General features: G+C 66.9%; 24 protein-coding genes and 1 riboswitch. Of the genes, 11 read left to right on the forward strand and 13 right to left on the reverse strand.

Annotated elements, in window-relative coordinates; genetic code table 11:
• Positions 1 to 56: 56 nt before the first annotated feature.
• The 3 genes from NP4_RS03900 to metE all read right to left on the reverse strand — a co-directional run bounded on the left by NP4_RS03900 (position 57) and on the right by metE (position 4128).
• Positions 57 to 1478, reverse strand: a complete 1422-nt coding sequence (locus NP4_RS03900; RefSeq protein WP_082875513.1) for a short-chain fatty acyl-CoA regulator family protein — start codon at positions 1476 to 1478, stop codon at positions 57 to 59.
• 120 nt (positions 1479 to 1598) lie between these two features.
• Positions 1599 to 1772 (reverse strand): DUF1737 domain-containing protein, encoded by a 174-nt coding sequence (locus tag NP4_RS39610; protein ID WP_082875488.1) that lies wholly within the window; start codon positions 1770 to 1772, stop codon positions 1599 to 1601.
• 85 nt (positions 1773 to 1857) lie between these two features.
• Positions 1858 to 4128, reverse strand: coding sequence for a 5-methyltetrahydropteroyltriglutamate--homocysteine S-methyltransferase (gene metE / locus NP4_RS03905; protein ID WP_067992123.1), 2271 nt, complete (start codon positions 4126 to 4128; stop codon positions 1858 to 1860).
• Between the two features lie 137 nt (positions 4129 to 4265).
• A riboswitch (cobalamin riboswitch) is annotated at positions 4266 to 4517 on the reverse strand.
• Between the two features lie 223 nt (positions 4518 to 4740).
• On the opposite strand from metE, the gene NP4_RS03910 reads away from it, so the two are divergent.
• From NP4_RS03910 to coaD, 3 genes are read left to right on the forward strand one after another with little or no spacing between them, the layout of a single operon-like run.
• Positions 4741 to 8145, forward strand: coding sequence for a pyruvate carboxylase (locus NP4_RS03910; RefSeq protein WP_067991762.1), 3405 nt, complete (start codon positions 4741 to 4743; stop codon positions 8143 to 8145).
• Positions 8142 to 8699: a 16S rRNA (guanine(966)-N(2))-methyltransferase RsmD gene (gene rsmD / locus NP4_RS03915; protein WP_067991765.1), complete on the forward strand. Its 558-nt coding sequence runs from the start codon at positions 8142 to 8144 to the stop codon at positions 8697 to 8699. The genes NP4_RS03910 and rsmD overlap by 4 nt, the downstream gene beginning before the upstream one ends.
• Before the next feature lie 23 nt (positions 8700 to 8722).
• Positions 8723 to 9208: a pantetheine-phosphate adenylyltransferase gene (coaD, locus tag NP4_RS03920; RefSeq protein ID WP_062511687.1), complete on the forward strand. Its 486-nt coding sequence runs from the start codon at positions 8723 to 8725 to the stop codon at positions 9206 to 9208.
• Between the two features lie 93 nt (positions 9209 to 9301).
• Here the strand turns inward: coaD and NP4_RS03925 are convergent, their stop codons facing one another.
• Both NP4_RS03925 and NP4_RS03930 read right to left on the reverse strand, forming a co-directional pair.
• Positions 9302 to 10333, reverse strand: coding sequence for a hypothetical protein (locus tag NP4_RS03925; RefSeq protein ID WP_174556090.1), 1032 nt, complete (start codon positions 10331 to 10333; stop codon positions 9302 to 9304).
• Between the two features lie 328 nt (positions 10334 to 10661).
• The gene (locus NP4_RS03930; protein WP_373863800.1) at positions 10662 to 11183 is read right to left on the reverse strand and encodes a GtrA family protein; all 522 of its coding nucleotides are present in this window, start codon (positions 11181 to 11183) and stop codon (positions 10662 to 10664) included.
• 212 nt (positions 11184 to 11395) lie between these two features.
• Here NP4_RS03930 and NP4_RS03935 point away from each other — a divergent pair, with 212 nt between their 5' ends.
• The 7 genes from NP4_RS03935 to NP4_RS03965 all read left to right on the forward strand — a co-directional run bounded on the left by NP4_RS03935 (position 11396) and on the right by NP4_RS03965 (position 16633).
• A complete protein-coding gene (locus NP4_RS03935) occupies positions 11396 to 12142 on the forward strand; it encodes a DivIVA domain-containing protein (protein WP_067991772.1) in 747 nt (248 codons plus the stop codon).
• Positions 12143 to 12310: 168 nt separating this feature from the next.
• Positions 12311 to 12955: a YceD family protein gene (locus tag NP4_RS03940; protein ID WP_174556091.1), complete on the forward strand. Its 645-nt coding sequence runs from the start codon at positions 12311 to 12313 to the stop codon at positions 12953 to 12955.
• Between the two features lie 2 nt (positions 12956 to 12957).
• Positions 12958 to 13140 (forward strand): 50S ribosomal protein L32, encoded by a 183-nt coding sequence (gene rpmF, locus NP4_RS03945; protein ID WP_062511683.1) that lies wholly within the window; start codon positions 12958 to 12960, stop codon positions 13138 to 13140.
• 22 nt (positions 13141 to 13162) lie between these two features.
• The gene (gene rnc, locus NP4_RS03950) at positions 13163 to 13897 is read left to right on the forward strand and encodes a ribonuclease III (RefSeq protein WP_067991778.1); all 735 of its coding nucleotides are present in this window, start codon (positions 13163 to 13165) and stop codon (positions 13895 to 13897) included.
• Between the two features lie 211 nt (positions 13898 to 14108).
• Complete coding sequence (gene mutM, locus NP4_RS03955; RefSeq protein WP_067991780.1) at positions 14109 to 14966, forward strand: bifunctional DNA-formamidopyrimidine glycosylase/DNA-(apurinic or apyrimidinic site) lyase; 858 nt, start codon at positions 14109 to 14111, stop codon at positions 14964 to 14966.
• Positions 14967 to 15032: 66 nt separating this feature from the next.
• A complete protein-coding gene (locus NP4_RS03960) occupies positions 15033 to 15614 on the forward strand; it encodes a dihydrofolate reductase family protein (protein ID WP_067991783.1) in 582 nt (193 codons plus the stop codon).
• Positions 15614 to 16633: a PHP domain-containing protein gene (locus NP4_RS03965; RefSeq protein ID WP_373863801.1), complete on the forward strand. Its 1020-nt coding sequence runs from the start codon at positions 15614 to 15616 to the stop codon at positions 16631 to 16633. Before NP4_RS03960 ends, NP4_RS03965 begins: the two co-directional genes overlap by 1 nt.
• Here NP4_RS03965 and NP4_RS03970 read toward each other — a convergent pair.
• The 5 genes from NP4_RS03970 to NP4_RS03990 are packed head-to-tail and all read right to left on the reverse strand — an operon-like array spanning position 16630 to position 20044.
• Complete coding sequence (locus NP4_RS03970) at positions 16630 to 17085, reverse strand: DUF350 domain-containing protein (RefSeq protein ID WP_067991785.1); 456 nt, start codon at positions 17083 to 17085, stop codon at positions 16630 to 16632. The genes NP4_RS03965 and NP4_RS03970 overlap by 4 nt on opposite strands.
• 42 nt (positions 17086 to 17127) lie before the next feature.
• Entirely contained in the window at positions 17128 to 18297 is a 1170-nt protein-coding gene (locus tag NP4_RS03975; RefSeq protein ID WP_067991787.1) for a glutathionylspermidine synthase family protein, read from the reverse strand.
• A complete protein-coding gene (locus NP4_RS42360) occupies positions 18297 to 19298 on the reverse strand; it encodes a hypothetical protein (RefSeq protein WP_245996976.1) in 1002 nt (333 codons plus the stop codon). The genes NP4_RS03975 and NP4_RS42360 overlap by 1 nt, the downstream gene beginning before the upstream one ends.
• Positions 19299 to 19322: 24 nt before the next feature.
• Complete coding sequence (locus NP4_RS03985) at positions 19323 to 19601, reverse strand: acylphosphatase (RefSeq protein WP_062511677.1); 279 nt, start codon at positions 19599 to 19601, stop codon at positions 19323 to 19325.
• Positions 19601 to 20044: an OsmC family protein gene (locus tag NP4_RS03990; protein WP_067991790.1), complete on the reverse strand. Its 444-nt coding sequence runs from the start codon at positions 20042 to 20044 to the stop codon at positions 19601 to 19603. Before NP4_RS03990 ends, NP4_RS03985 begins: the two co-directional genes overlap by 1 nt.
• 103 nt (positions 20045 to 20147) lie before the next feature.
• On the opposite strand from NP4_RS03990, the gene NP4_RS03995 reads away from it, so the two are divergent.
• A complete protein-coding gene (locus tag NP4_RS03995) occupies positions 20148 to 21338 on the forward strand; it encodes a cytochrome P450 (RefSeq protein WP_067991793.1) in 1191 nt (396 codons plus the stop codon).
• Between the two features lie 3 nt (positions 21339 to 21341).
• Here the strand turns inward: NP4_RS03995 and NP4_RS04000 are convergent, their stop codons facing one another.
• Genes NP4_RS04000 through NP4_RS40615 form a run of 3 tightly spaced genes read right to left on the reverse strand, consistent with a single transcriptional unit; the run spans position 21342 to position 24723 of the window.
• Entirely contained in the window at positions 21342 to 22073 is a 732-nt protein-coding gene (locus NP4_RS04000; protein WP_281277636.1) for a response regulator, read from the reverse strand.
• The gene (locus NP4_RS04005) at positions 22070 to 24577 is read right to left on the reverse strand and encodes an ATP-binding protein (RefSeq protein WP_067991795.1); all 2508 of its coding nucleotides are present in this window, start codon (positions 24575 to 24577) and stop codon (positions 22070 to 22072) included. Before NP4_RS04005 ends, NP4_RS04000 begins: the two co-directional genes overlap by 4 nt.
• Complete coding sequence (locus NP4_RS40615) at positions 24574 to 24723, reverse strand: hypothetical protein (RefSeq protein WP_156524878.1); 150 nt, start codon at positions 24721 to 24723, stop codon at positions 24574 to 24576. Before NP4_RS40615 ends, NP4_RS04005 begins: the two co-directional genes overlap by 4 nt.
• Positions 24724 to 25028 lie beyond the last annotated feature (305 nt).

Raw genomic sequence — 25028 nt, forward strand, 5'->3', positions numbered from 1 at the left:
GGCCGCCGTGGTGGCCACGATCGTCTGCGGCATGCGCACCGGGTTCGTGGTGTCGGTCAGCGGGTCGCGCGCGGGTAGGGCAGATCGATCGAGGTCGTTTCGGTGATGGCCAGCGGGCGGCCGATCTGGGGGAAGGCGCGTTGGGGGCAGGCCGAGCGTTCGCAGACCTTGCAGCCCGCGCCGATGGGGACGGCGGCGGAGGGGTCGTCCAGTTGCAGGCCCTTGGAATAGACGAGACGGTCGGCGTATTCGATATCGCAGCCGAGGCCGATCGCGAATTCCTTGCTGGCCGTGCCGAATCCGTGCGCGCCGGGGTTGGTGGTGCGGGCGATCCACAGGTAGCGGCGGCCGTCGGGCATGGAGGCGACCTGGGTGAGGATGCGGCCGGGGTGGGCGAAGGCGTCGTGGACCACCCACAGCGGGCAGCTGCCGCCGACGCGGGAGAAGTGGAAGGCCGTGGCGGATTGGCGTTTGGAGATATTGCCCGCGCGGTCGGTGCGTACGAAGAAGAACGGGACGCCGCGCTGGCCCTGTCGCTGCAGGGTGCTCAGCCGATGGCAGACCGTTTCGAAACCGACCTCGAAGCGCAGGCCCAGAAGGTCGATGTCGTAACGCAATTCCTCGGCCGAACGCAGGAATCTGCCGTAGGGCAGAACCAGTGCGCCCGCGAAGTAATTGGCCAGGCCCACCCGGGCCAGACCGCGCGATTCACCGGTCAGCGACGGCGTATCGCCGAGTACCTCGTCCAGTAGCGGGCCGTAGAGCAGGAAGCCGAGCGTGGTCGCGATCTGGAAGGCGCGCTGGCCGGGACGCAGCCGCCGGGCCAGGGTCAGGGTGCGGGTTTCGGGTTCGTAGTGCCGCTTGGGGATGTTCGGATCAGCGCCGTCGCCGCGCACCAGCACCGTGACGCCCGCCTTCTCCTCGGCGACGCGGGCGAGTTGGCGATCCAGCGAGCCGATGGACAGTCCACATTCCTCGAACAATCGCTCCGCGGCGAGGTCCAGCTGGGCGATGTGGTTGTGGTGGTCGTAGAAGAAGTCGCGCACATCCTCGTAGGGCATCGGCACGCCGGGCGCGCCGGTCGGGGTCGCGACCTTGGAGGACAGCAGATCCAGCTGATCGGTCGCCGCGCGCAGCCGCCGATGCATGGCCACGATGGTCTTGGCGACCTCGGGCAGCCGGGTGGCCAGATCCTCGACTTCGGCCGCGGGCGGCGCGGTGCCGCCGGCCGCCTCGACCAGCACCTCGTGCAGATCCGAAACCAGCCGCGCGTCGGAGTCGGCGGCGAAGAACTGCACGTCCAGATCGAAGGTCGAGTTCAGCTTGAGCAGCACCGGAATGGTGAGCGGCCGCTGATCGCGTTCGAGCTGGTTGAGGTAGCTGGGGGATAGGTCCAGGGATTTCGCCAGGGCGGCCTGGGTCATCCTTCGTTCCTCGCGCAACCGCCGTAGTCGGGCACCCGCATACATCTTGCGCACCGTGCAGATGGTACTCACAGATCTTCGCAATCATTGCAATTTCAACGGTACCGGCCGATAAAAATGATCGAGGCGAGGTCTTTTGCCTCCGACCCTCGCTGCGTAGCGTGCGAAGTACGTCTAGTTCGGATCCCAGACCACCGCCTGCGCGGCCACCACATGCTCCCCGTTGAACGTCACCGCCGGCGACCCGTACAACTTGTACCCTTCCTCGAGCAGCCCACTGATGCGTTCGCAGAAGCGAGCGTCATCGGGCCCGGTGATCAGTCGATAGCGCAGTGGGGTATCGGTCATGATCTCAGCCTAGGTCGATGGCGGCCCCTGATGACTCCGGCCCGGCGCCGCCAGGGCGCCGGGCCGGATTACGGCACAAGCCGATTCAGCGCACCGCGTGCGCGGCCTCGACCATGTTGCGCAGGGCTGCTTCGACCTCGATCGGGCCGCGGGTCTTCAGGCCGCAGTCCGGGTTGACCCAGAGGCGGTCTGCCGGAACGGCTTTCAGGGCCGCCTGTAGGGAGGCGGTGATTTCCTGGACCGACGGGACCCGGGGGGAGTGGATGTCGTAGACGCCCGGGCCTACGCCGAGGTGGAAACCGGCGGCGTTCAGGTCGTCGAGGACCTCCATGCGGGAGCGGGCGGCTTCGATGGAGGTGACGTCGGCGTCGAGGGCGGCGATGGCGCCGATGACTTCGCCGAATTCCGAGTAGCACAGGTGGGTGTGGATCTGGGTGGCGTCCGATACGCCGCTGGTGGCCAGGCGGAAGGCGCGGACCGACCAGTCGAGGTAGTCGGGCTTGGCCGCCTCGCGCAGCGGGAGCAATTCGCGCAGGGCGGGCTCGTCGACCTGGATGACGCGGATGCCCGCGCCCTGCAGATCGACCGTCTCGTCGCGGATCGCCAGCGCGACCTGGCGGGCCGAATCGGCCAGCGGCTGATCGTCGCGGACGAACGACCACGCGAGAATGGTGACCGGACCGGTCAGCATGCCCTTGACCGGCTTATCGGTTCTGGACTGCGCGTAGGAGATCCACTCCACCGTCATCGGCGCCTGGCGCACCACGTCACCGAACAGGATCGGCGGGCGTACGCAGCGGGTGCCGTAGGACTGCACCCAGCCGTTGTGCGTGGCGGCGAAGCCGTCGAGCTGTTCGGCGAAGTACTGCACCATGTCGTTGCGCTCGGGCTCGCCGTGCACCAGCACGTCCAGACCGAGGCGCTCCTGGAGCGCGATGACATCGTCGATCTCGGCGCGCATGCGCCGCTCGTACTCGGCGGTGTCGATCTCGTTGGCGCGCAAGGCGGCTCGCGCCTTACGGATCGCCGAGGTCTGCGGGTACGAGCCGATCGTGGTGGTCGGCAGCGGCGGCAGGTCCAGGCGCTCGCGCTGCACCTTGCGGCGCTCCTCGGCCGGTGCGCGCCGATCGGCGTCGGCGCCGAGGGAGGCGAGCCGCGAGCGCACGGTCTCGTTGTGCAGCCGGGCGTCCTCGCGTCGGGTCGCCAGAGCCGCACGGGCGGTGGACAATTCGTCGGCCACGGCCTCGGTGCCGTCGCGCAGCGCGGTCGCCAGGACGCGCACCTCGGTGACCTTCTCCTCGCCGAAGGCCAGCCACGAGCGCAGCGCCGCATCGAGATCGGATTCGGCGTCGAGCGAATACGGCACGTGCAGTAGCGAACTCGACGTCGACACCGCGAGCTTGCCGGTGCTGCCCAGCAGCGTACCCAGCGTGGCCAGGGCGTCGTCGAGATCGGTGCGCCACACATTGCGGCCGTTCACCACGCCCGCGACGATCAGCTTGTTCGCCAGCGCGGGCACGGCCGCGACATCCTCGACGGTGGCGCCGCGGGTGAAATCGATTGCGACGGCTTCGATTTCGGTCGAGGCGAGCGCCGCCAGCGCGGCGCCCGGACGGCCGAAGTAGGTCGCCACCAGCAACGCGGGCCGCTCCGGCGTCCGCGCCAGGGTGGCGTAGGTGTCGCGAACCAGGGCGATCTCGTCATCGCTCAGATCGGTGACCAGCACCGGCTCGTCCAGCTGCACCCACTCGGCGCCCGCGGCGGCCAACTGCCGCAACAGTTCCTGATAGAGCGGGACGAGCTGATCGAGTTTGCTCAGCGGATCGACGCCGTCGATGCCCTTGGCCAGCTTGAGGAAGGTCAAGGGGCCGACCACGACCGGGCGCGCCGGGACATCCAGCGCCAGCGCCTCGCGCAGTTCCGCGAGCGGCTTCTCCGGATCCAGCGCGAAGCTGGTCTCGGGCCCGATCTCCGGAACGAGGTAGTGGTAGTTGGTATCGAACCACTTGGTCATCTCGAGCGGTTCGATCGAATCGGCGCCGCGCGCGGCGGCGAAGTATCGATCCAGCGGATCCTCGATTCCGGCGACCCGCGGCGGCAGCGCGCCGAACAGGACCGCGGTGTCGAGCACCTGGTCGTAGTAGGAGAAGGTGCCGACCGGCACCGAGTCCAGGCCCGCCGCCGGCAGGGCGGTCAGCTGGTCGGTGCGCAGGGATTTGGCGACGCTGTGCAGTTCGGCGGCGTCGATGCGTCCGGCCCAGTAGCTCTCGATCGCGCGTTTGAGTTCGCGCCGCGGCCCGATACGCGGAACGCCGAGAACGGTTGCGGTGAATGGGGTTGCTGATGTGACAGTCACGGTATTTCTCCAGTGCTGGAAGCCACGGGTCACCGCCACAAGCGAACGGAGCCCCAAAAGCTTTGCCGTACCGATCATCTCGGTACTGGCACTGGTGTCCGTCCGCCCGATCCACGAGGCGGTGGCCGCCGGATACGGCGTATCCGGCACAGCTGGCAGGTCTTCGGACTCGCAGGCCGCCCATGCTCACGTGGTCCCGGAGTGGGTCGTCCATGCTCACATGGTCCCGGCGTGCTTTTCGCCGGGGTTCCTACCGGCCGTCGCTTCCCAGGGGTTACCCCAGTGCCGATGACGGCTTTCGTTCCTGCATACCGCTGCGGGACAGTCCCGGAATCTCACCGGGTTCCCTCTCATCGGTCCGGGGACCGACTCGACGCCGCATCGCCGACGCTCGGGGCTCCAACTCGTCGGCGCAGCGAACCAGCTGCACGCATGAGCATAAGCGACGGTGGCAACAGGGTTATTCCGAACTCGGTCGAGGCGCAGGTGAGGTCGTCGAAGATTACGGTCGTACCAACACAACTTCGCAGACCGAGGGGCATGGTTTGTGAGGATGGTTGCGAAGCCGGATCACGGCTTCGGTGCCGCTCATCGGGCAGGTACGTTAGGCCAATGTTCTCCAAAGTGCTGGTCGCCAACCGCGGTGAAATCGCCATCCGGGCCTTCCGCGCCGCCTATGAACTCGGCATCGGAACGGTCGCGGTGTTTCCCTACGAGGACCGCAATTCGGTGCACCGTCTGAAGGCCGACGAGTCGTACCAGATCGGTGCGCCGGGCCATCCGGTGCGGGCGTATCTGTCGGTCGAGGAGATCATCAAGGCCGCCAAGACCGCGGGCGCGGACGCCGTCTACCCGGGTTACGGCTTCCTGTCGGAGAATCCGGATCTGGCCGCCGCGTGCGCGCGCGAGGGCATCACCTTCATCGGGCCGTCGTCGGATGTGCTCGAGCTCACAGGCAACAAGGCACGGGCCATCGCCGCGGCCAAGGCCGCCGGCCTGCCGGTACTGAATTCCAGCGCGCCGTCGGCCGATGTGGACGAATTGGTCGCCGCCTCGGAGTCGATGGAATTCCCGGTCTTCGTCAAGGCCGTCGCTGGTGGCGGCGGGCGCGGTATGCGCCGCGTGGCCGAACCCGCGCAGTTGCGCGATTCGATCGAGGCGGCCATGCGCGAGGCCGAATCGGCCTTCGGCGATGCGACCGTGTTCCTCGAGCAGGCCGTGGTCAATCCCCGCCACATCGAGGTGCAGATCCTCGCCGATCAGCACGGCAATGTGATGCATCTGTTCGAGCGCGACTGTTCGCTGCAGCGGCGGCATCAGAAGGTGATCGAACTCGCGCCCGCGCCGAATCTGGATCCCGCACTGCGCGAGCGCATTTGCAACGACGCGGTGGCCTTCGCCCGCGAGATCGGTTACAGCTGTGCGGGAACCGTCGAATTCCTGCTCGACGAGCGCGGCAAGCACGTCTTCATCGAGATGAATCCGCGAATCCAGGTGGAGCACACGGTGACCGAGGAGATCACCGATGTCGACCTGGTGGCCTCGCAGCTGCGCATCGCGACGGGGGAGACCCTCGAAGACCTCGGCCTGAGCCAGGATTCGGTGGCCATTCGCGGTGCGGCGCTGCAGTGCCGGATCACCACCGAGGATCCGGCCAACGGCTTCCGACCCGATACCGGCCGCATCACCGCCTACCGTAGTCCGGGCGGCGGCGGCATCCGTCTGGACGGCGGCGCGAATCTCGGCGCCGAGGTGGCCGCGTACTTCGATTCCATGCTGGTCAAGCTGACGTGTCGCGGCCGCACCTTCGAACAGGCCGTCACCCGGGCGCGACGCGCGGTGGCGGAGTTCCGGATTCGCGGCGTGGCCACGAATATCCCTTTCCTGCAGGCGGTTCTGGACGATCCGGACTTCCGCGCGGGCCGGGTGACGACCTCGTTCATCGACGAGCGCCCGCATCTGCTGACTCAGCGCGGCTCGGCCGACCGCGGCACCAGGATCCTGCGCTATCTGGCCGATGTCACGGTCAACAAGCCACACGGTGAGCGGCCGACCACGGTGTATCCGCAGGACAAACTGCCCGCGATCGATTTGAGCGTCGCGCCGCCCGATGGTTCGCGCCAGCGACTGCTCGAGCTCGGACCCGACGGATTCGCCCGGGCGCTGCGCGATCAGAAGGGGGTCGGCGTCACCGACACCACCTTCCGCGACGCACATCAGTCGCTGCTGGCCACGCGCGTGCGGACCAACAGCCTGCTGCAGGTGGCCGGGCACGTCGCCCGAATGACCCCGGAGCTGTTGTCGATCGAGTGCTGGGGCGGCGCGACCTACGATGTGGCGCTGCGGTTCCTGTACGAGGATCCGTGGGAGCGGCTCGCGGCGCTGCGCGAGGCGGTGCCCAATATCTGTCTGCAGATGCTGCTGCGCGGTCGCAATACCGTGGGCTACACGCCGTATCCGGAAAAGGTCACGCGCGCATTCGTTTCCGAGGCCACCACGACCGGAATCGATATCTTCCGCATCTTCGACGCGCTCAACAATGTCGACCAGATGCGCCCGGCCATCGACGCGGTCCGCGAAACCGGCACGGCCGTAGCGGAAGTCGCGCTGAGCTACACCGGCGATCTGTCGAATCCGGACGAGGATCTCTACACCCTCGACTACTACCTCAAGCTGGCCGAGCAGATCGTGGAGGCCGGTGCGCACGTCATCGGCATCAAGGATATGGCCGGCCTGCTGCGCGCCCCCGCGGCGCATACGCTGGTCTCGGCGCTGCGCAGCAACTTCGATCTGCCCGTGCATGTGCACACCCACGACACCCCGGGCGGCCAGCTGGCCACCTATCTGGCCGCCTGGCAGGCCGGAGCCACCGCGGTCGACGGCGCCTCGGCGCCCATGGCGGGCACCACGAGTCAGCCCGCGCTGTCGGCGATTGTTGCGGCGGCGGCGAATTCGCAATACGACACCGGACTGAATCTGCAGAACGTCTGCGACCTCGAGCCCTACTGGGAGGCGCTGCGAAAGGGCTACGCGCCCTTCGAATCCGGCCTGCCGGGGCCGACCGGGCGGGTGTATCACCACGAGATCCCCGGCGGTCAGCTGTCGAATCTGCGCCAGCAGGCCATCGCGCTCGGGCTCGGCGACCGGTTCGAGGAGGTCGAGGCGAAATACGCCGCGGCCGACCGGTTGCTGGGCCGACTGGTGAAGGTGACTCCGTCGTCGAAGGTGGTCGGCGATCTGGCGCTGTCACTGGTGGGTTCCGGTGTGGACGTCGCGGATTTCGCCGACGATCCGGGGCGCTTCGACATCCCGGATTCGGTGATCGGTTTCCTGCGTGGGGAATTGGGCACGCCCGCGGGCGGCTGGCCGGAGCCGTTCCGCAGCCGCGCGCTGGCCGGACGCGGTCCCGCCAAGCCGGAGACGCCGCTGTCGCCCGCGGACGAGGCGGCGTTGAACGGGACCTCCGAACAGCGGCGAGAGACGTTGAACCGCTTGCTGTTCCCCGCCCCGACCACCGAATTCCTCGCTCACCGTGAGAAATACGGTGACACCTCGGGGCTGTCGGCCAACCAGTTCTTCTACGGTCTGCGCCACGGCGAGGAACATCGGGTGCAGTTGGAGAAGGGCGTCACGCTGCTCATCGGCCTGGAGGCCATCTCCGAACCCGACGAGCGCGGAATGCGCACGGTGATGTGCATTCTCAACGGTCAGCTGCGTCCGGTGCTGGTGCGTGATCGCTCGATCGCCAGCGAGATCCCGGCCGCGGAGAAGGCCGATCGGAGCAATCCGGGTCATATCGCCGCGCCGTTCGCGGGTGTGGTCACGCTGGTGGTCTCCGAAGGCGACACCATCGCCGCCGGTGACACCGTCGGCACGATCGAGGCCATGAAGATGGAGGCCGCCATCACCGCGCCGCGCGCGGGCATCGTCCAGCGCATCACCATCGCCAAAGTGCAACAGGTCGAGGGCGGCGATCTGCTGGTGGACGTGCGACCGAACGAGACCGCGGCCGAATGACCCGCATCGTGGCCGGAACGGCCGGCGGGCGGCGGCTTCGGGTGCCGCCCGCCGGGACGCGGCCGACCTCGGATCGGGTGCGCGAGGCGCTGTTCAATCTGCTGGCGGCGCGACTGGATTTCGACGGCGTGCGGGTGCTGGACCTGTACGCCGGATCCGGCGCGCTGGGTCTGGAGGCGTTGTCGCGCGGCGCGTCCCACGCCCTGCTGATCGAATCCGATCGCAAGGCGGCCGGGGTCGTGCGCGGCAATATCGCCGACCTCGGTCTGCCCGGGGCCGAATTGCGGCAGGCCGCGGTCGCCTCGGTGCTGGCCCTCGCCCCGGCCGCTCCCTACGATCTGGTGTTCTCCGATCCGCCCTACGTCCTGGAGACCGATGACGTGGCGGCCGATCTGGCGGCGCTGGCGGGCAACGGCTGGTTGCATCCCGATGCCCTGGTGGTCGTCGAACGCTCGTCGCGTTCGCCGGAAACGCCTTGGCCCGCGGACTTCTCGCCGCTGAAGGCCCGCGTCTACGGCGAAACGCGGCTCGACCTGGCCGAGTACATCCCCTGAGAGCGCCCTGCTAGCGTTCCGGTATGGCTGGAGCACTGTGCCCCGGATCCTTCGATCCGGTGACCAACGGGCATCTCGATGTGATCAGGCGGGCCGCCGCGCAGTTCGACGAGCTCGTGGTGACCGTGAACGTCAACAAGAACAAGCAGGGCATGTTCACCGTCGAGGAGCGCATCGAGATGTTGCGCTCGGCCACCGCCGATCTGCCCAATGTGCGTGTCGAGTCCTGGTACGGCCTGACGGTGGATTTCGCTCGGGAGCAGGGCATCACGGCGATCGTCAAAGGTCTGCGCGATGCCACCGACTTCGGCTACGAGCTGCAGATGGCGCAGATGAACAAGAAGCTCTCCGGCGTGGACACCTACTTCCTGGTCACCAATCCGGCCTACAGCTTCCTGTCCAGCTCGCTGGTCAAGGAGGTCGCGACCTTCGGCGGCGATGTCACCGACATGCTGCCCGCCGAGGTGCACAAGCGCCTACTCGAGCGTCTGGCCGAACGGCGCGGCTGAGCGCTCTCCCACGGTTCGCACCCTTTCCGATCCTTCGCACCGCTTCCAGTCGCCCGCAAGCGGTGCGAAGTGCGAGAAAGGGTGCGGAGCAGGCTAGATCGGGTGGGTTTTGAGGGGACGGGCTGGTTTTGGGGGTGCGGGGGTTATGTGGCCGGTGGGGGTGGTGAGGGTTCCGCGGTTTATCGCGGTGGTGAGGCGGGGGGCTACTTGGTTTCCGGAGAGGTCTTCCCACGTCCAGCGGACCACTTGGAAGCCCAAGGAGCGCAGGGCATCCTCTCGCAGCTTTTCTCGGTACACCGCGTCGGCCGGACTTCGGCCCGGAGGTAGTAGCCGGCCGTATTTCACCCGGCCGTCGAATTCGCAGAGGACACCGGGTTTTTCGTAGTAGAAGTCCACTCGTCCGACGAGGATGCCCGTGGGCTCGAAAACGTTGCCCTGTGACATCGGGCAGGGTAGGCCGAGCCGTTCGAGCATCAGGCGACTGCGGGACTCACCGACGCTTTCGCTGCGCCCGTCGAGTCGGGCGATCACCCGTTTGGCGTGCGCGATGCCGTGCCGAAACTTGGCTCGCTCCAATTCGATCGCGAGCTCGTCCGGCCCGATGCCGAACATGCTCACCAGCGCGTCGCCGACGATCACCGCCGACTCCAAGGGCAGCGTGCGGGCCAGATCGACGACCGTGCGGGCCGGAGTTGTGAGCCGATAGCCGGCTACAACCGACACCTCGTTCACCGGTGCGCAGTGCATCTGCACATCCGATTTGATTCGCCCACCGTGACGCCGGTTGCGGGTCACATGGACACGGTTCAGTGGCGTCTGCCACAGGGGGCAGCCGTAAATCGCCGCTGCGGACTGGTGGCTGAGGACGGTTTGTTCGGCCATGCCGGGCAGGACCGCGTCGATGAGCAGTCGATGCTGTTGGAGGACATCGAGGTCAAGTGTCCTGTCGACGTAGGTGCCTCGGCGGAGGCGTCGCCACTGGCGGTGTCGATGGTTGCGACGGATCTCGTTGTCGCTCAATCCACACCGCAATACTTCATTGCGCCGGTAGACCGCGGTGCCGGAGACAGCGCCCGGAGTCGGACGGGGCGGGCTGCTCGGAACGCGCGGTTGTCCGCTGCTCATTGCGCCTCAGGATTGGGACGGGACCGCCTGTATCGCCGCGCCGGCAGCGCCCCGCAGGTTTCGCCCCGGGCGGCAACAGGACGTATCCGCGTGGTGGATACGCGCATTGCCCGCCGCCACGCGACGCGACATCCCTGGCAATCGTTCACAGCAACACCTCCGAATCGAATACCCGCAGAACACGTTTGCTCGAATATGACGCGGGGTATACCGATCCGGTTCCTTGCTCACCTGACCAGCTCTCATTCGCACCGTTTGTCGCCCTTCGCACCGCCTGTAGGCGGCTGGAAATGGTGCGAAGGGCAAGAAACAGTGCGAGCGTTGGTGGTCAGAAGACCCAGAGCCGCAGAGAGATGAAGCGCAGCGCGCCGACGGCCGCCGTGATGGCGATGACCGCGATCGCCTCGCTGATATCGCCCATGCCTGGGGCCGCGATATCGAGGACGGCCAGGCCCGCGGAGGTGATGGCGAGTCCGGCCAGGGCGAGGCCGCCGCCCTCGAGTTGGGCGGTGAGCCAGTTGACGCGGTCGGAGGCGTGGAAGGTCAGTCGGCGATGCAGTTCGTTGGCCAGGGCCGTGCTCACGATCGAGCCGGTGAGATTGGCCAGTTGCGGGCCGCCGCCGTAGCAGGCCAGGAACAGCAGGAAATAGCCCACATTGCTCAGACCGCCGACCAGGGCGAAACGAATGAGCTGCGGGAGCCAGTGGTCGCCGCGCAGGAACGCGCCCACTCGGGCGAAGGTGCGCGATGCCGCCGCGCGCTCGCCGGCCATGTCGGGGTGCGCGGAAATAACCGAGCCGGATTGCGGGGTTACCCACATGCCCGGCGGTACCGGATATAGGACAGCCATTGTCGTTCCGATCCAACCCTTGCCGGATCCGGATTCCGGATACCGACTGATCTACCGCTCGGTAAGAAGATAACACCAAGTGGAGAGATTCCCTCCACTTGATTGGTGTGGCGTTGGAAACACCTGGCGACACACCGACAGTGAACTGGGCGGATGATCGTGACGGGAGGCACACTGGGCCGAGAGAGAGTTCGGCAGGAGAGTGGGGTCAGATGTATCGCGTATTCGAAGCACTCGACGAGCTGGTCGCGATCGTGGAAGAGGCGCGGGGCATCCCGCCCACCCGCAACTGCATAATCCCGCGCGGCGATGCCCTCGAACTGCTCGACGACGTCCGCGAGGCCATCCCGGGTGAGCTCGACGATGCCCAGGATGTGCTCGATCACCGCGACAAGATCGTCAACGACGCGCGGATGAGCGCGGAGAGCACGATCGCGGGCGCGAACGAGCAGGCCCATCTGACCGTCACCGGCGCTCGCGAGGAGGCCGACCGCATCCTGGCCGACGCCAAGGCCCACGCCGACCGCATGGTCGCCGAGGCTCGCGCACACGCCGACCATCTGGTCAGCACGGCCCAGGCCGAGGCCGATCGCGTGATCGCCGACGGCAAGGCCGAATACGAGGCCGTCACCGGCCGGGCCCGCACCGAATCCGACCGCATGATCGCCGCGGGCCAGGCCTCCTACGACCGCTCGGTCGCCGAGGGTCAAGCCGAACAGGACCGCCTGGTCGCCCAAACCGAGGTAGTCCGCGCCGCCCACGCCGAATCGGCCCGCCTGATCGACGGCGCCCACGCCGAATCCGACCGCCTCCGCGAAGACTGCGACAAGTACGTCGACGCCAAACTCGCCGACTTCGAGGAGACCCTCCACAACACCCTGCGCACAGTCGGCCGCGGCCGCCAACAACTGCGCAGCGGCCTCGGCGTCCCGGACTACGCCTCCGAATTCCGCCGCTGACCCCTCGCTCCGCTCGGGGAAAGGTGAGTGGCGGCACCCTCTCTGGTTTCCGGGCGGCGCCCTCTCTATTCCCCGAGCGCAGCGAGGGGTCTCGTTTTGGGATTGGTGGTGGGGTTCGCGTAACCTGGAGTGGTTGCCCATCCAATCCCAAACCCGAGTGAGTTCGTGATGCCCGCCCAATCCGGTTCCGATCCTCGTCGTCGTCAGAAGACGGACGGGGGATTTGTGGTGGATACGCGTAATCTCGGTCGGGCTCCTGGGTCGATGCGTGAGTTGCGTCGCACGATGAATGCGCCGGGGAAGATCGGGCTCGATCTGGTCGGGATTCCGGCGGGGGCCGAGCTCGAAATGGATCTGACGTTGCAGGCCGTTTCCGAGGGTGTGCTGGTGACCGGTACGGTCGTCGGGCCGCTCGAGGGGGAGTGCTCGCGGTGTCTCGAGCCGTTCTCCGAGGAGATCGAGCTGCAGCTCACCGAGCTGTTCGCCTATCCGGACTCGGCTACCGAGCAGACCACCGAGGAAGACGAGATCCACCGCCTGGTCGACGACATGATCGATCTGGAATCGGTGATCATCGACGCGGTCGGGCTGGAGTTACCGCTGCAGCCGCTGTGTGAACCGGACTGCGCGGGACTGTGCCCGGAATGCGGTGTGCGGATGGCGATTGCGGGTTCTGATCACAAGCATGAGATACTGGACCCTCGCTGGGCGGGGCTTGCGAATTTCGCAGCCGACACCGCAGCAGAATCAGACGTAGACAGTTCTCTTGCGAGCCGCAACGGCTCGGCAAGTTCGACGACAGAGGAGAGTTAGTCGTGGCAGTTCCGAAGCGCCGGATGTCCCGTGCCAACACCCACGCCCGGCGCAGCCAGTGGAAGGCCACCGCGCCGACCCTGATCACCTGCCCGAACCGGGCCTGCGGCCAGAAGACCCTGCCGCATATCGCCTGCCCGAACTGCGGCACCTACAAGGGCCGCCAGGTCACCTCCGCGATCTGATCGCGCGATCCGGTAGCCGATCGTGACCGCCAGCAAGGACTCAGCGGACGCCCCAGCCGTCGGCGACGCCGCTGACCACACCTCACTGCTCGAGGCACTCGGCGTCGATGTGCGTCCGGATCTGCTCCGGCTCGCGCTCACCCACCGGTCCTATGCCTACGAGAACGGCGGTCTGCCGACCAACGAGCGCCTGGAATTCCTGGGCGACTCGGTGCTCGGTCTGAGTATCACCGAACGGCTGTATCTCGAGCATCCGGCCAAGTCCGAGGGCGAGCTTGCCAAGTTGCGCGCCAGCGTGGTGAACATGCACGCCCTGGCCGAGGTCGCCCGTGGCCTCGGTGAGGGTGGTCTGGGTCGCCACCTGCTGTTGGGCAAGGGCGAGGAGCTGACCGGCGGCCGCGACAAGCCGAGCATTCTCGCCGATGGCATGGAATCGCTGCTCGGCGCGGTGCATCTGCAGCACGGCATCGATGTCGCGCGCCAGGTGGTGCTGCGACTGTTCGCGGATCTGCTCGAACGCGGTCCGCGCATGGGCGCCGGGCTGGATTGGAAGACCAGCCTGCAGGAGCTGACCGCCGAGCGCGGCATCGGCGTGCCCAGCTACGAGATCACCTCCACCGGACCCGACCACGACAAGGAATTCACCGCTACGGCGGTGATCGGTGGTCAGGCCTACGGAAAGGGCATCGGCCGCTCCAAGAAGGAAGCCGAGCAGAAGGCCGCGGGCGCGGCCTGGCAAGCGCTGAACAGTGTTTGATCGCCGTGTTTGATTGCCTTCGCTTCGCCGCGGCGTGTTCGCGGCCCTGAGTCCCGTCGTTCAGCGCTCGAGACTCGCGTTTCGCGCATGCGCTTCGAGCGCTGAACGACGGGACGGCCGCGAACGGTCGATCGTCGGGCTCCCTCCGCTGTGGTCCGGTGAGTGGTAATCGTTCGTTTTGTGAATTGGTGCGCGGTTTCGAGGAGTTTCGATGCCTGAATTGCCCGAAGTCGAGGTTGTGCGTCGCGGGCTGGCCGAGCACGTTGTCGGGCACAGGATCGAAGTCGTCACGGTCAAACATCCCCGGTCGGTCCGCCGACACCTCATGGGTGGGGACGATCTCGCGGCACGCCTGGCTGGTCTGCGGGTCGAATCGGCCCAGCGTCGCGGCAAATTCCTGTGGCTCACCTTCGACGATCCGGACACCGCGCTCGTGGTGCATCTGGGGATGAGCGGGCAGATGCTCGTCCAGCCCGCCGACGCACCGCTCGAGAAGCACGCGCATATCGTCGCCACGCTCGGTAACGGCGCTCAGATGCGCTTCGTCGATCAGCGCACCTTCGGCGGCTGGGCGCTCAACGACATCGTCGAGGTCGACGGCACCCTGGTCCCGGAATCGGTCGCCCATATCGGCCGCGATCCGATCGATCCGCGCTTCGATCCCGAGGCCGTGGTCACCAAGATGCGGGCCAAACAATCCGAGATCAAGCGCGTCCTGCTCGATCAGACCGTGGTCTCGGGCATCGGCAATATCTACGCCGACGAGGCGCTGTGGCGGGCCGGGCTCCACGGCGAGCGCATCGCCGCCAAACTCACCAGGCCCGCGCTGCGCGGACTGCTCACCGATGTGCAGACGGTGATGGGCGAGGCGCTGTTGGCCGGTGGCACATCCTTCGACGCGCTGTATGTCAATGTGAACGGCCAGTCCGGCTACTTCGAACGCTCCCTGGCCGCCTACGGCCGCGAGGACGAGCCGTGCCGACGCTGCGGTGCGCCCATCCGGCGCGAAAAGTTCATGAATCGTTCGTCGTTCTCCTGCCCTCGCTGCCAGACGAAGCCGCGCGGCTGACCCGACCGAAGCGCTACCGTTTTCATTACGGACCTGTTCGAGTACGGCCCGTGAAACGGAGGACGGATGCGCAAGCTGACCTACTACGTCGCATCGACCATCGATGGCTTCATCGCCAGCGAGGACGGTTCGGTCGACTTCTTCCCGGTCGGGGGTGATCACGGTCCGGCGATCACCGCGCAATATCCGGAGACATTGCCGACGAAGGTGCGTGAGTCGCTGGGCGTGGACAAGGCGGGCAGCACCTTCGATACGGTGCTGATGGGTCGCAAGACGCACGATTTCGGCGTGCGGACGGGCACCTCGAGTCCGTACGCGCACCTGCGCCAGTTCGTGGCGTCCACGACGCTGCCCGAGAGCCCGGATCCGGATGTCGAACTGATCTCCGACGATCCGCTCGCGCGGGTGCGAGAACTCAAGCGGGAGAAGGGCCTCGGCATCTGGCTGTGCGGCGGCGGTGAACTCGCGCAGGTGTTGCTGCCGGAGATCGATCAGATCTTCCTGAAGCTCTACCCGATCGTATTGGGCAGGGGCCGTGCGCTGTTCGGCCCCGGCGCACATCTGCCGGAGCCGACGCGGTTCCGGGTATCGACCAGCCGCATCTTCGAGGACGGAGTCGCCTTCGTGAAGTACTCACGGATTCGATAGTGTCCCAAGACCTTTCGGTGCAGGCCCTGCGGGAGATCGCCTTCTGGATGGAGCGCTCCCGGGCCGAGACGCATCGGGTCAAGGCCTACCGGCGGGCGGCCGATACGGTGGCCGCCCTGTCGGAGGTCGATTTCGATCGATACCGCAGGGCGGGGAACTGGCAGGATCTGCCGGGCATCGGCCCCAAGACCTCGGCGGTCATCGCGCAGGCCGCCGCGGGAATGACCCCCGACCGGCTCACCGAAATGCGCACGGCCGCAAAGGCGATCGCGCCGGATGCGGGCGGGCTGCGCAGGCGGCTGCGCGGTGATCTGCACACCCATTCCGACTGGTCCGACGGCGGCAGCCCCATCGAGGAGATGATGCGCACCGCCATGGCCCTCGGCCACGAATACTGCGCGCTGACCGATCATTCGCCGCGCCTGACCATCGCCAACGGATTGTCGGCCGACCGGCTGCGCCGCCAGCTGGATGTGGTGGCCGAGCTGAACGAGGAGCTGGCGCCGTTTCGCATCCTCACCGGAATCGAGGTCGACATCCTCGACGACGGCCGCCTCGACCAGCAGGCCGAACTGCTGGCGCGGCTGGATATCGTTGTGGCCAGCGTACATTCGCGTCTGCGCGACGACAGCGCGACCATGACCAAGCGCATGGTGGCCGCGGTGGCCGATCCGAATGTCGACGTCCTGGGCCACTGCACGGGCCGATTGGTGACCGGCGGTCGCGGCACCCGCCCGGAATCGCAATTCGATGCCGAGGTCGTCTTCGAGGCGTGTCGCACCTACGGTACCGCCGTCGAGATCAACAGCCGCCCCGAGCGCCGAGATCCGCCGTCGCGCTTGATGAAGCTGGCTCTCGAGATGGATTGCTATTTCTCGATCGATACCGACGCGCACGCCCCGGGCCAATTGGATTGGCAGTGGTACGGCTGCGAGCGCGCGATGGCCAACGGCGTCGAGGCCGACCGGGTGATCAACGCCTGGTCACTGGACGAGCTGCTGGCCTGGACCGCGTCCTAGAGGATCGCGAAGGCTACCACCAGGCCGATGCCCAGATGCGCGGAGGCGACCAGCAGCGACTGCACCGCATAGGTCGGAGACTTCAGCAGCCCGCCGATGTCGAGCCCGACCGCCTTCTCCAGCACGCGCACCGAAATCACCTGGGCCACAATGCCTACCAGCCCGTAGACGGCCGTCGCGATCAGACCCTCGGACAGTTTGCCCGCCGAGGCGTAGATCGCCAGCACCACGATCAGCGCCATGCTGACCATGCCCGCCGCGGCGACCACGACCGCGTTCGGATTGCCGTCACAGACCATCTTGCGCAGCGGCCCGGGTGTGGTGATGTCGATGGCCCAGAAGCCGACGAGCATGAGCAGCAGACCGACGACGGCGTACAGGAGGATCGCTCCGACGCCGTGGCCGATCGTGCTCCAGTACCCCGATTCGAGCGCGAGGGTGGTGGTAGCCAAGGTGGGATCCTCCGTGGTGGATGGTGTCGGGTTGCGTGGATGCTACTTGGTCGGAATGCGATGCGGGACGAAGGTCGAACTGTCGTCGGTGATAAGTCCCGGCGTTTCGCGGATGCCCATTCCGGCGGCGGTATCGCCGACGATCCAGGCGCCGACCACCGGCCGCATACCGTCGAAATCGGGCAGCGGATCGAACATCTGATAGACGAAGCCCTCGTCGCCGTAGACGCCGCCGGTCGCGGTTTCCATGCCCGTGCCCACGATCGTCATATTCGCGCCCTCGCGCCCGAGTTTGGGCTTGCGGATGTATTCGGTGAGCTCGTGCGGATCATCGATGTAGGCGGGCAGCAGATTCGGATGGCCCGGATACATCTCCCACAGCACCGCCAGCAGCGCCTTGTTCGACAGCATGGTCTTCCACAGCGGTTCGATCCAGGTGTGCTTGGGAATCGAATCGACCACGCGCTTGCCGAAATCGTCGTCGAGGACCCACTCCCACGGATACAGCTTGAAGATCGACTGGATCGGCGCGTTGGCCAGATCCACGAATCGGTCCAGTTCGGTGTCCCAGCCGATTTCCTCGATGGGCAGCGCGATGGTGTCGAATCCGGCCTCGGCGGCGGTCTCCTGCATATAGGCGGTGGTGACATTGTCCTCACCGCTGGAATCGGCCGAGGACCATGTGAAGTGCAGTTCGGCCGTGGGCAGGTGATTCTCGCGCAGTTCGGTCCAGCGTTCGACGAGCTTCTCGTGCAGCGAATTCCACTGGTCGTCGCCGGGGTATTTGTCGGTCAGCCAGTGCCACTGCACGATCGCGGCCTCCAGCAGGGAGGTCGGAGTGTCGGCGTTGTATTCCAGCAGTTTCGCCGGGCCGCGGCCGTCGTAGCGCATATCGAAGCGGCCATAGATATAGGGATCCGAGCGCTGCCAGGATTCCTTGATCGGGCCCCAACTCCATTCCGGCAGGCCGAATTCGGCGAACCGCTCGGTGAGCACGATCTGCTCGCACGCCTGCAGGCACATCGAATGCAGCACCTCGACCTGGGCCTCCAGACCGAGGATCTCGTCGAGATCGAATTCGTAGTGCACCGATTCGTCCCAGTACGGGCGCGGTTGGCCGTTCTGATCAACGCCCGGGGAGCCGTACACCAGCCCCTGATCGGCAATGATCCGCCGCCAGCTCGCTCGGGGCTGACTGCGTACCCGTCGCACTAGGAACCTCCGCTCTTGGAGCTCGAACCGCCCGAGCTCGATCCGCTCTTGCTGCCCAGGCCGCCGCGTACGACCGTGCCGCTCTTGGTGGTCGTGGTGGCGTGGCTGGGCGCGATCGTGCTGCCGCCGGTGGGCGGGCGGCCGACCGTCTGATTGCCGCCGTAGTAGTAGCGGTACTGGTGACCGTTGTAGATGAAGATGCCCGGGATGTGCGGGCCGCCGCCGTAATAGCCGGGGCTCGAGGTGTAGGCGGCCTGCGCCACCTCGCAGTCCTGATCCGGGACGACCGTCTGATTGCCGTTGTCGTCGGTGATACAGGAAGCCGTCACCTCGTCCGGTGCCGTGATCGCCTGGTAGGCAAGGTAACCCGCACCCACCAGCGCGGCCACGCCGACCACCGCCGCACCCCCGATGAGCATCTTGTTGCGCCGCTTACGCTTCTCCTCGAGCGCCGCCTCGGCGGCCCGCTGCGCCTCTTCGGCGCGCTTCCGAGCCTTGTCGCGCGCCCGTGATTCCGCCAGCGTCGGCGGCCGCGGCTGCGTGACCCCCGCCTCCTGACGCTGCATACTCCCGCGCATCCGCCGCGGCGGCTCCTCGGGACCGTGCTCGCCGCCGGGATGCTCGCCTACAGGTTGTCCGCCCGCGAATTCGCTACCGGGCTGTGCGCCTGAGGTTCCGCTGTCTGGCTGTCCGCCCGCGAATTTGCCGCCGGGGCGTGCGCGCGAAGACTCGCTGTCCGATTGTCCGCCCGAGGGTTCGCTGCCGGGTTGTCCGCCCGCGAATTCGCCGCCCGGCCGTGTGCCCGCGGATTCGCCGGGGTGCTCACTCGCCCCGTGCACGGTCGGGTCCTGGCCCGGGAACAGGTTCGGCATGCCCGGCAGGGGGGCGGTGGGTTCCGGGTGGGCGGCCGACGGCGTTGTTGCCGAGGCGGATTCGGGGGGCTGTGGTGGGCCGCTCGAATCGGGGTTGTCGGGCCGGTTGCCGGAATTGTCAGTTGCCAACGATCGACTCCCTGTTCCCCGCCGCTACCGTTCCTCGAAGCCGGTGAAACCGCCTTGTGCGGCGCCCCAGTCTTCCACAACGAGATCCACTCGGCCAGGCGTGTTGCCGGACCGCAACAGTTCGAGCAGCCGCTCGCATCGCGCGCGCGGGCCCTCGGCGATGACGTGCACGCGGCCGTCGCTGGTGTTGCGGGCGTATCCCACCAGACCCTGCTCGAGCGCGCGCGAGCGGGTCCACCAGCGGAAGCCGACGCCCTGCACGAGCCCGTGCACCCATGCGCTCAACCGAATCGGATCGGCCATCACGCGTCGATCTGGAACGACAGCGTCACCTTGGTTCCGGTCTGCAGCGTGCGGCCCACCGTGCACACCTTGTCGACGGCCCGCTGCACGGTCACCAGCAACCGCTCGCGCCCGGCCTCGTCGAGTTCGCTCAGATCGAGTTCGACCACCTCGTCGAGCTGCGGGTAGACCTCGTTCTCGCGATCGGCCGCACCCGACACCCGGATCGTCACGTCGTAGCTGTCGCCGAGCCGATTCGACAGCGGAAAGTCGGTGCTCATGCCGGTACAGGCCGCCAGCGCGATCTTGAGCAGCTCACCGGGAGTGAACACGCCCTCGATGCCTTCGGAACCGACCAGCACCTCCGCGCCGCGCGAACTGCGCCCGGTATAGCGCCGGGCGCCGGTGCGCTCGACCCACAGCGTGGTCGGCGACGAAGTGGATGCAGCGGTCTGTTCAGCCATACCCCGATCCTGCCATTGGCTCAGGACCGGTGCGCAGCCGTCCCTTTCCCGGTCTCCGGGGCATTCCCGCCACAAGGACGCGGTGATGACGTATAGCTGATCCGTGACCGTCGATATCTACGACCCAGACCTGTACGTCGACGGGCCGATCCACGAGATATTCGCCGATCTGCGCCGAGCCGGACCGGTGCACTGGCAGGACATGCCCGGCGAACCCGGTTACTGGGCCGTGCTCACCCATCGTGAACTCGTCCACGTCGCCCGCAATCCGCGCTTGTTCTCCGCCGAGCGCGCGGGCGTTCTGCTGGAGAATCCGCCCCCGAAGCGCCTCGAGCGCAGCCGCAGCATGTTGCTGATGATGGATCCGCCCCGGCACACCGTCTACCGCAAGCCGCTGGCCGGACATTTCACCACCCGCGTGATCGGCCGCCTCGAGGAGCGGGTGCGCGAGTTGACTCGGCGGCTGCTGGACGAGGTGGACGGCACGGTCGAATTCGTGCACGAGGTGGCGGGTGTGCTGCCCAGTCAGGTGGTCGGCGGGCTGTTCGGGATCCCGGAGGCGGATTGGCCGCTGATTCGTCGTTGGGCCGAACAGTCCACGAGCTCACAGGATCCCGAGCTGGTCGGCGACCTGGATCCGGCGGCCGAGCTCAGTGCCATGGCCGGTTATGCGATCGAGTTCGCGAGGAGTCGCCGCGCCGACTCGCACCCGCGCGATGACCTGACGAGTCTCGTCCTGTCCGGCAGCTTCGGCGGAAAACCCATGTCGGAGCTGGAATTCGGCGGCTTCTTCACCCAACTGGTGACCGCGGGCAACGACACCACCAAAACCATGCTGTCCTCGGGCCTGCGCCTGCTACTGGATCACCCCGATCAACTCCGCGAGCTCCGCGCCGATCCGAGCCTGATTCCCGGTGCGGTGGAAGAGATTCTGCGCTACGCCAATCCGCTGCACTACTTCCGCCGCACCGCGACCATCGATACCGAACTGGGCGGCGTACCGATTCGAGTGGGCGACAAGGTCGCCATGTGGTACACCTCCGCCAACCGTGACGAGTCCGTCTTCACCGATCCGCAGCGCTTCGACATCCACCGAAATCCCAACCCGCACCTGTCCTTCGGCACCGCGCACCACTTCTGTCTCGGTGTGCATCTGGCCCGATTGGAGGGCCGGGTGTTCTTCGAGGAACTGCTGCGCGCCTTCACCGTCGTCGAATCGGCCGGATCCGCGCGGCGGATCCGCTCCAACCTCGTCAACGGCCTGAAAACGCTGCCGATCCATGTGACGCGCTGAGGGTCACGACTGGAAGCGATACCCCATCCCGGCCTCGGTGAGCAGATGCTTCGGATGTGAGGGATCGTCCTCGAGCTTGCGGCGCAACTGGGCGAGATAGACACGCAGATAATGGGTTTCGGTCGCATACGACGGACCCCACACCTCGCGCAGCAGTTCCCGCCGCCCCACCAGCTTGCCCTGATTGCGCACCAGCATCTCCAGCACGCCCCATTCGGTGGGCGTCAGATGGATGTCCTGGCCGTGTTTGGTGACCTTCTTGGCCGCGAGATCGACGGTGAACGAGGAGGTTTCGACGACCGGATCGGCGCTGTCGCCGACCGTGGCCGAGCGGCGTACGGCCGCGCGCAGCCGAGCCAGCAACTCGTCCATGCCGAACGGCTTGGTCACATAGTCGTCGGCGCCCGCGTCGAGGGCCTCCACCTTGTCACCGGAATCGGTGCGCGCCGACAGCACGATCACCGGCGCCTGACTCCAACCGCGCAATCCGGCCAGCACATCGATCCCGTCCATATCGGGCAGGCCGAGATCGAGCACCACCACATCCGGATGCTTCTCCGCTGCGGCGCGCAGGGCCGCGGCGCCGGTGGAGGCGGTGATGACCTCGTACCCCCGCACCGACAGATTGATGCGCAGCGCCCGCAGGATCTGCGGCTCGTCGTCGACCACGAGCACCCTCGTCGACGCGGCCTGGGCCTGGTCGCGTTCGCGAGGTCCTATCGCCGGTGTCGTCACCCGTTCTCCTGTTCCTGTTGATCGGCCGGCAGATCTATCACCATCGTCAGCCCCCCGCCGGGCGTCGGCTCGGCGTGGACCGTGCCGCCCATGGCCTCGACGAAGCCCCGCACCACCGACAGTCCCAACCCCACGCCGGTGGAGTTGTCCCGGTCGCCGAGGCGCTGGAACGGCTCGAACAGCTGGTCTTCCAGGCCGGTGGGCACGCCGGGACCGTAATCGACGACGGTAATCGACACGCGGTCACGGGTGCGTTCGGCGGTCACCCGAATCGGCGTGTCGCCGGGGGAGTAGCGCAGGGCGTTATCGATGAGGTTGGCCAGCACCCGCTCGAGCAGGCCGCTGTCGGCGCGCACGGCGATGCTGTCCACCTCGACCTTGACCCGATCGACCGCGGCGCGACGCAGCCCGCGCGTGCCCATGGTGACACCGACGACCGCGCGATTGACCACCTCTTCCAGATACACCCGCTTCAGTTGCGGTTTCACCACGCCGACTGCCAGGCGCGAGGAGTCGAGCAGATTGCCGACCAGGCCGGTGAGCTGATCGACGGATTCCTCGATGGTCTCCAGCAATTCGGCGGTGTCCTCGGGGGAGAACTCGACATCGTCGCTGCGCAGGCTCGACACCGCGGCCTTGGCCCCGGCCAGCGGCGTGCGCAGATCGTGGCTGACCGCCGACAGCAGGGCGCGGCGCAGCCGGTCGGTTTCGAGCACTCCGGCCGCGGCCTGCGCCTCGTCGGCCAGCTGCCGCTGTCGCACCAGACCCGCCGCCTGGTTGGCGACCGCGCCGAGGACCAGGCGATCGGCCGGGGTGAGCGAGCGGCCGTTGAGCAGTAACCAGTGCTCGTCGTCACCGGCCTCGACGGCGGTATCGGCATCGGCGACGCGGCGTGCCGGTTCCTCGCCCACACAGGCCAGCACCTCGTCGGCGGTGACGAAGCTGGCGGCCCGCTGACCGTAGGTCTCGCGGGCGCGTTCGAGCAGATCGTGCAGATCCGCGCCGTGTAGAACCGCGCCCGCGAAAACGGTCAGCAGTTCGGCCTGGCGCGAGGCCTGCCGCGCCTCGCGGGCGCGCTTGGCCGAGATGTCGACCAGCGCGGCGACCGCGACCGCGACCATGGCCATCACCACGATGGTCAGAAAATTGTTCAGCTCGGCGATGGTCAGGCTGTGCCGCGGGGCGACGAAGAACCAATTCAGCAGGACCCCGCCGAGAATCGCCGACAGCGCGGCGGGCGCGACGCCGCCGAGCAGCGATACCGCGATCACGCCGATGAAATACAGCGCGCTCTCGCCGTCCAGGTCGAGATGGTTGTCCAGCCAGAAATAGCAGATAGCGGTGATGAACGACGGCACGAGTATGCCGGGCAGCCACGACGAGATCCGGCGTTCCCTCGGGCTCAGTGACGACCAGCGGAATCCGCGCTTGGCCTCCTCGTGGGTGACCATGTGCACATCGATCTTTCCCGACATCTGCACCACCGTCGATCCGATGCCCTCATCGAGAATGCGCGCCCAGCGCGAGCGCCGGGATGTGCCGAGCACCAGCTGGGTCGCATTTACCTGCCGGGCGAAATCCAGCAGTGCGCTGGGCACATCCTCCCCGGTGACGGTGTGCAGACTCGCGCCGAGACTGTTGGCCAGATCGCGCAGCCGGGTCAGCCGCTGCGGCGAGACGCCGACCAGACCGTCGCCGCGCACCACATGCACCACGATCAGATCGGCGCTGGATTTGGTGGCGATGCGGCTGGCGCGGCGCACGATCGTCTCCGATTCCGGCCCGCCGGTCACCGCCACCACGACGCGCTCGCGCGCCTCCCACATATCGGTGATCTTGTGATCGGCGCGATATTTCGCCAGCGCCGAGTCGACCTGATCGGCCAACCACAACAGCGCCAATTCCCGCAGCGCCGTGAGGTTTCCGGGCCGGAAGTAATTGCGCAGCGCCGCGTCCACCTTTTCGGCGGCGTAGACGTTGCCGTGGGACATCCTGCGCCGCAACGCCTCCGGCGTGATGTCGACGAGTTCCACCTGATCCGCCCCGCGAACCACCCAGTCCGGCACCGTTTCCCGCTGCGCCACGCCGGTGATCTGCTCGACGACGTCGTTGAGGCTCTCCAGATGCTGCACATTCACCGTGGAGATGACATCTATTCCGGCGTCGAGGATTTCGTGCACATCCTGCCAGCGCTTCTCGTGTTTGGAGCCGGGGACATTGGTATGCGCGAGTTCATCGATCAGTACGACGGCGGGTTTGCGTCGCAGGACCGCCTCGACATCGAGCTCGAGCATGGCCGCGCCGCGATAGGTCATCGACTTCTGCGGAATTCGCTCGATACCCTCGAGCAGTTCCGCGGTCTTCTTCCGACCGTGCGTCTCCACCACCGCGGCCACCACATCGCGGCTGCGTTCGAGCCGCCGATGGGCCTCGGAGAGCATCGCGAAGGTTTTGCCCACACCCGGGGCCGCGCCGAGGTAGATGCGTAATTGGCCGCGTTTCACTCGTCCATCATCGCGCGTGCGGACGGTCGTGAGTCCCGCGGCACGCGCACCTCGGTCGGGTTGCCCGCGTTGGCGAGCACACGCAGGATCAGCGCGCAGGCCAGGAAGCCGAGTATCACACTCAGCGTGACCGCGAAGTCCGGCACTTCTTCTCCCTCCGACATCGATTGCCGGTCACCCGGATGCCGCGACCGAACAACACACTGTGCCCGGCGGGAAAGCTGCCGCTCGGCATCGTTGACGCTTTCTTGACGCGATTCGCGCGTACCTTGACGTCCTGGAGACGACACACTGGGAACACCCGTAAGTGGGCCGTCAATGCGGGCCCGGGAGACGATAAGAAGGCGTTAACGGCACTCTTTTCGACAAATTTTGACGCTGTACTCACTGCGGCGCATCAGGGTGCGTCGTAATCGAAGAGAGGTTTTCCACCCATGTCTGTCGTGGTGTT

The organism is Nocardia pseudobrasiliensis NBRC 108224 (assembly GCF_001613105.1).
Classification (GTDB): Bacteria; Actinomycetota; Actinomycetes; order Mycobacteriales; family Mycobacteriaceae; genus Nocardia; species Nocardia pseudobrasiliensis.

Coding starts and splice junctions, on each gene's coding strand:
- NP4_RS39610 (WP_082875488.1), bottom strand. CDS start 1,772: ATGACCGATACCCCACTGCGCTATCGACTGATCACCGGGCCCGATGAC.
- NP4_RS03910 (WP_067991762.1), top strand. CDS start 4,741: ATGTTCTCCAAAGTGCTGGTCGCCAACCGCGGTGAAATCGCCATCCGG.
- rsmD (WP_067991765.1), top strand. CDS start 8,142: ATGACCCGCATCGTGGCCGGAACGGCCGGCGGGCGGCGGCTTCGGGTG.
- coaD (WP_062511687.1), top strand. CDS start 8,723: ATGGCTGGAGCACTGTGCCCCGGATCCTTCGATCCGGTGACCAACGGG.
- NP4_RS03925 (WP_174556090.1), bottom strand. CDS start 10,333: ATGAGCAGCGGACAACCGCGCGTTCCGAGCAGCCCGCCCCGTCCGACT.
- NP4_RS03930 (WP_373863800.1), bottom strand. CDS start 11,183: ATGGCTGTCCTATATCCGGTACCGCCGGGCATGTGGGTAACCCCGCAA.
- NP4_RS03935 (WP_067991772.1), top strand. CDS start 11,396: ATGTATCGCGTATTCGAAGCACTCGACGAGCTGGTCGCGATCGTGGAA.
- NP4_RS03940 (WP_174556091.1), top strand. CDS start 12,311: ATGCCCGCCCAATCCGGTTCCGATCCTCGTCGTCGTCAGAAGACGGAC.
- mutM (WP_067991780.1), top strand. CDS start 14,109: ATGCCTGAATTGCCCGAAGTCGAGGTTGTGCGTCGCGGGCTGGCCGAG.
- NP4_RS03960 (WP_067991783.1), top strand. CDS start 15,033: ATGCGCAAGCTGACCTACTACGTCGCATCGACCATCGATGGCTTCATC.
- NP4_RS03985 (WP_062511677.1), bottom strand. CDS start 19,601: ATGGCCGATCCGATTCGGTTGAGCGCATGGGTGCACGGGCTCGTGCAG.
- NP4_RS03990 (WP_067991790.1), bottom strand. CDS start 20,044: ATGGCTGAACAGACCGCTGCATCCACTTCGTCGCCGACCACGCTGTGG.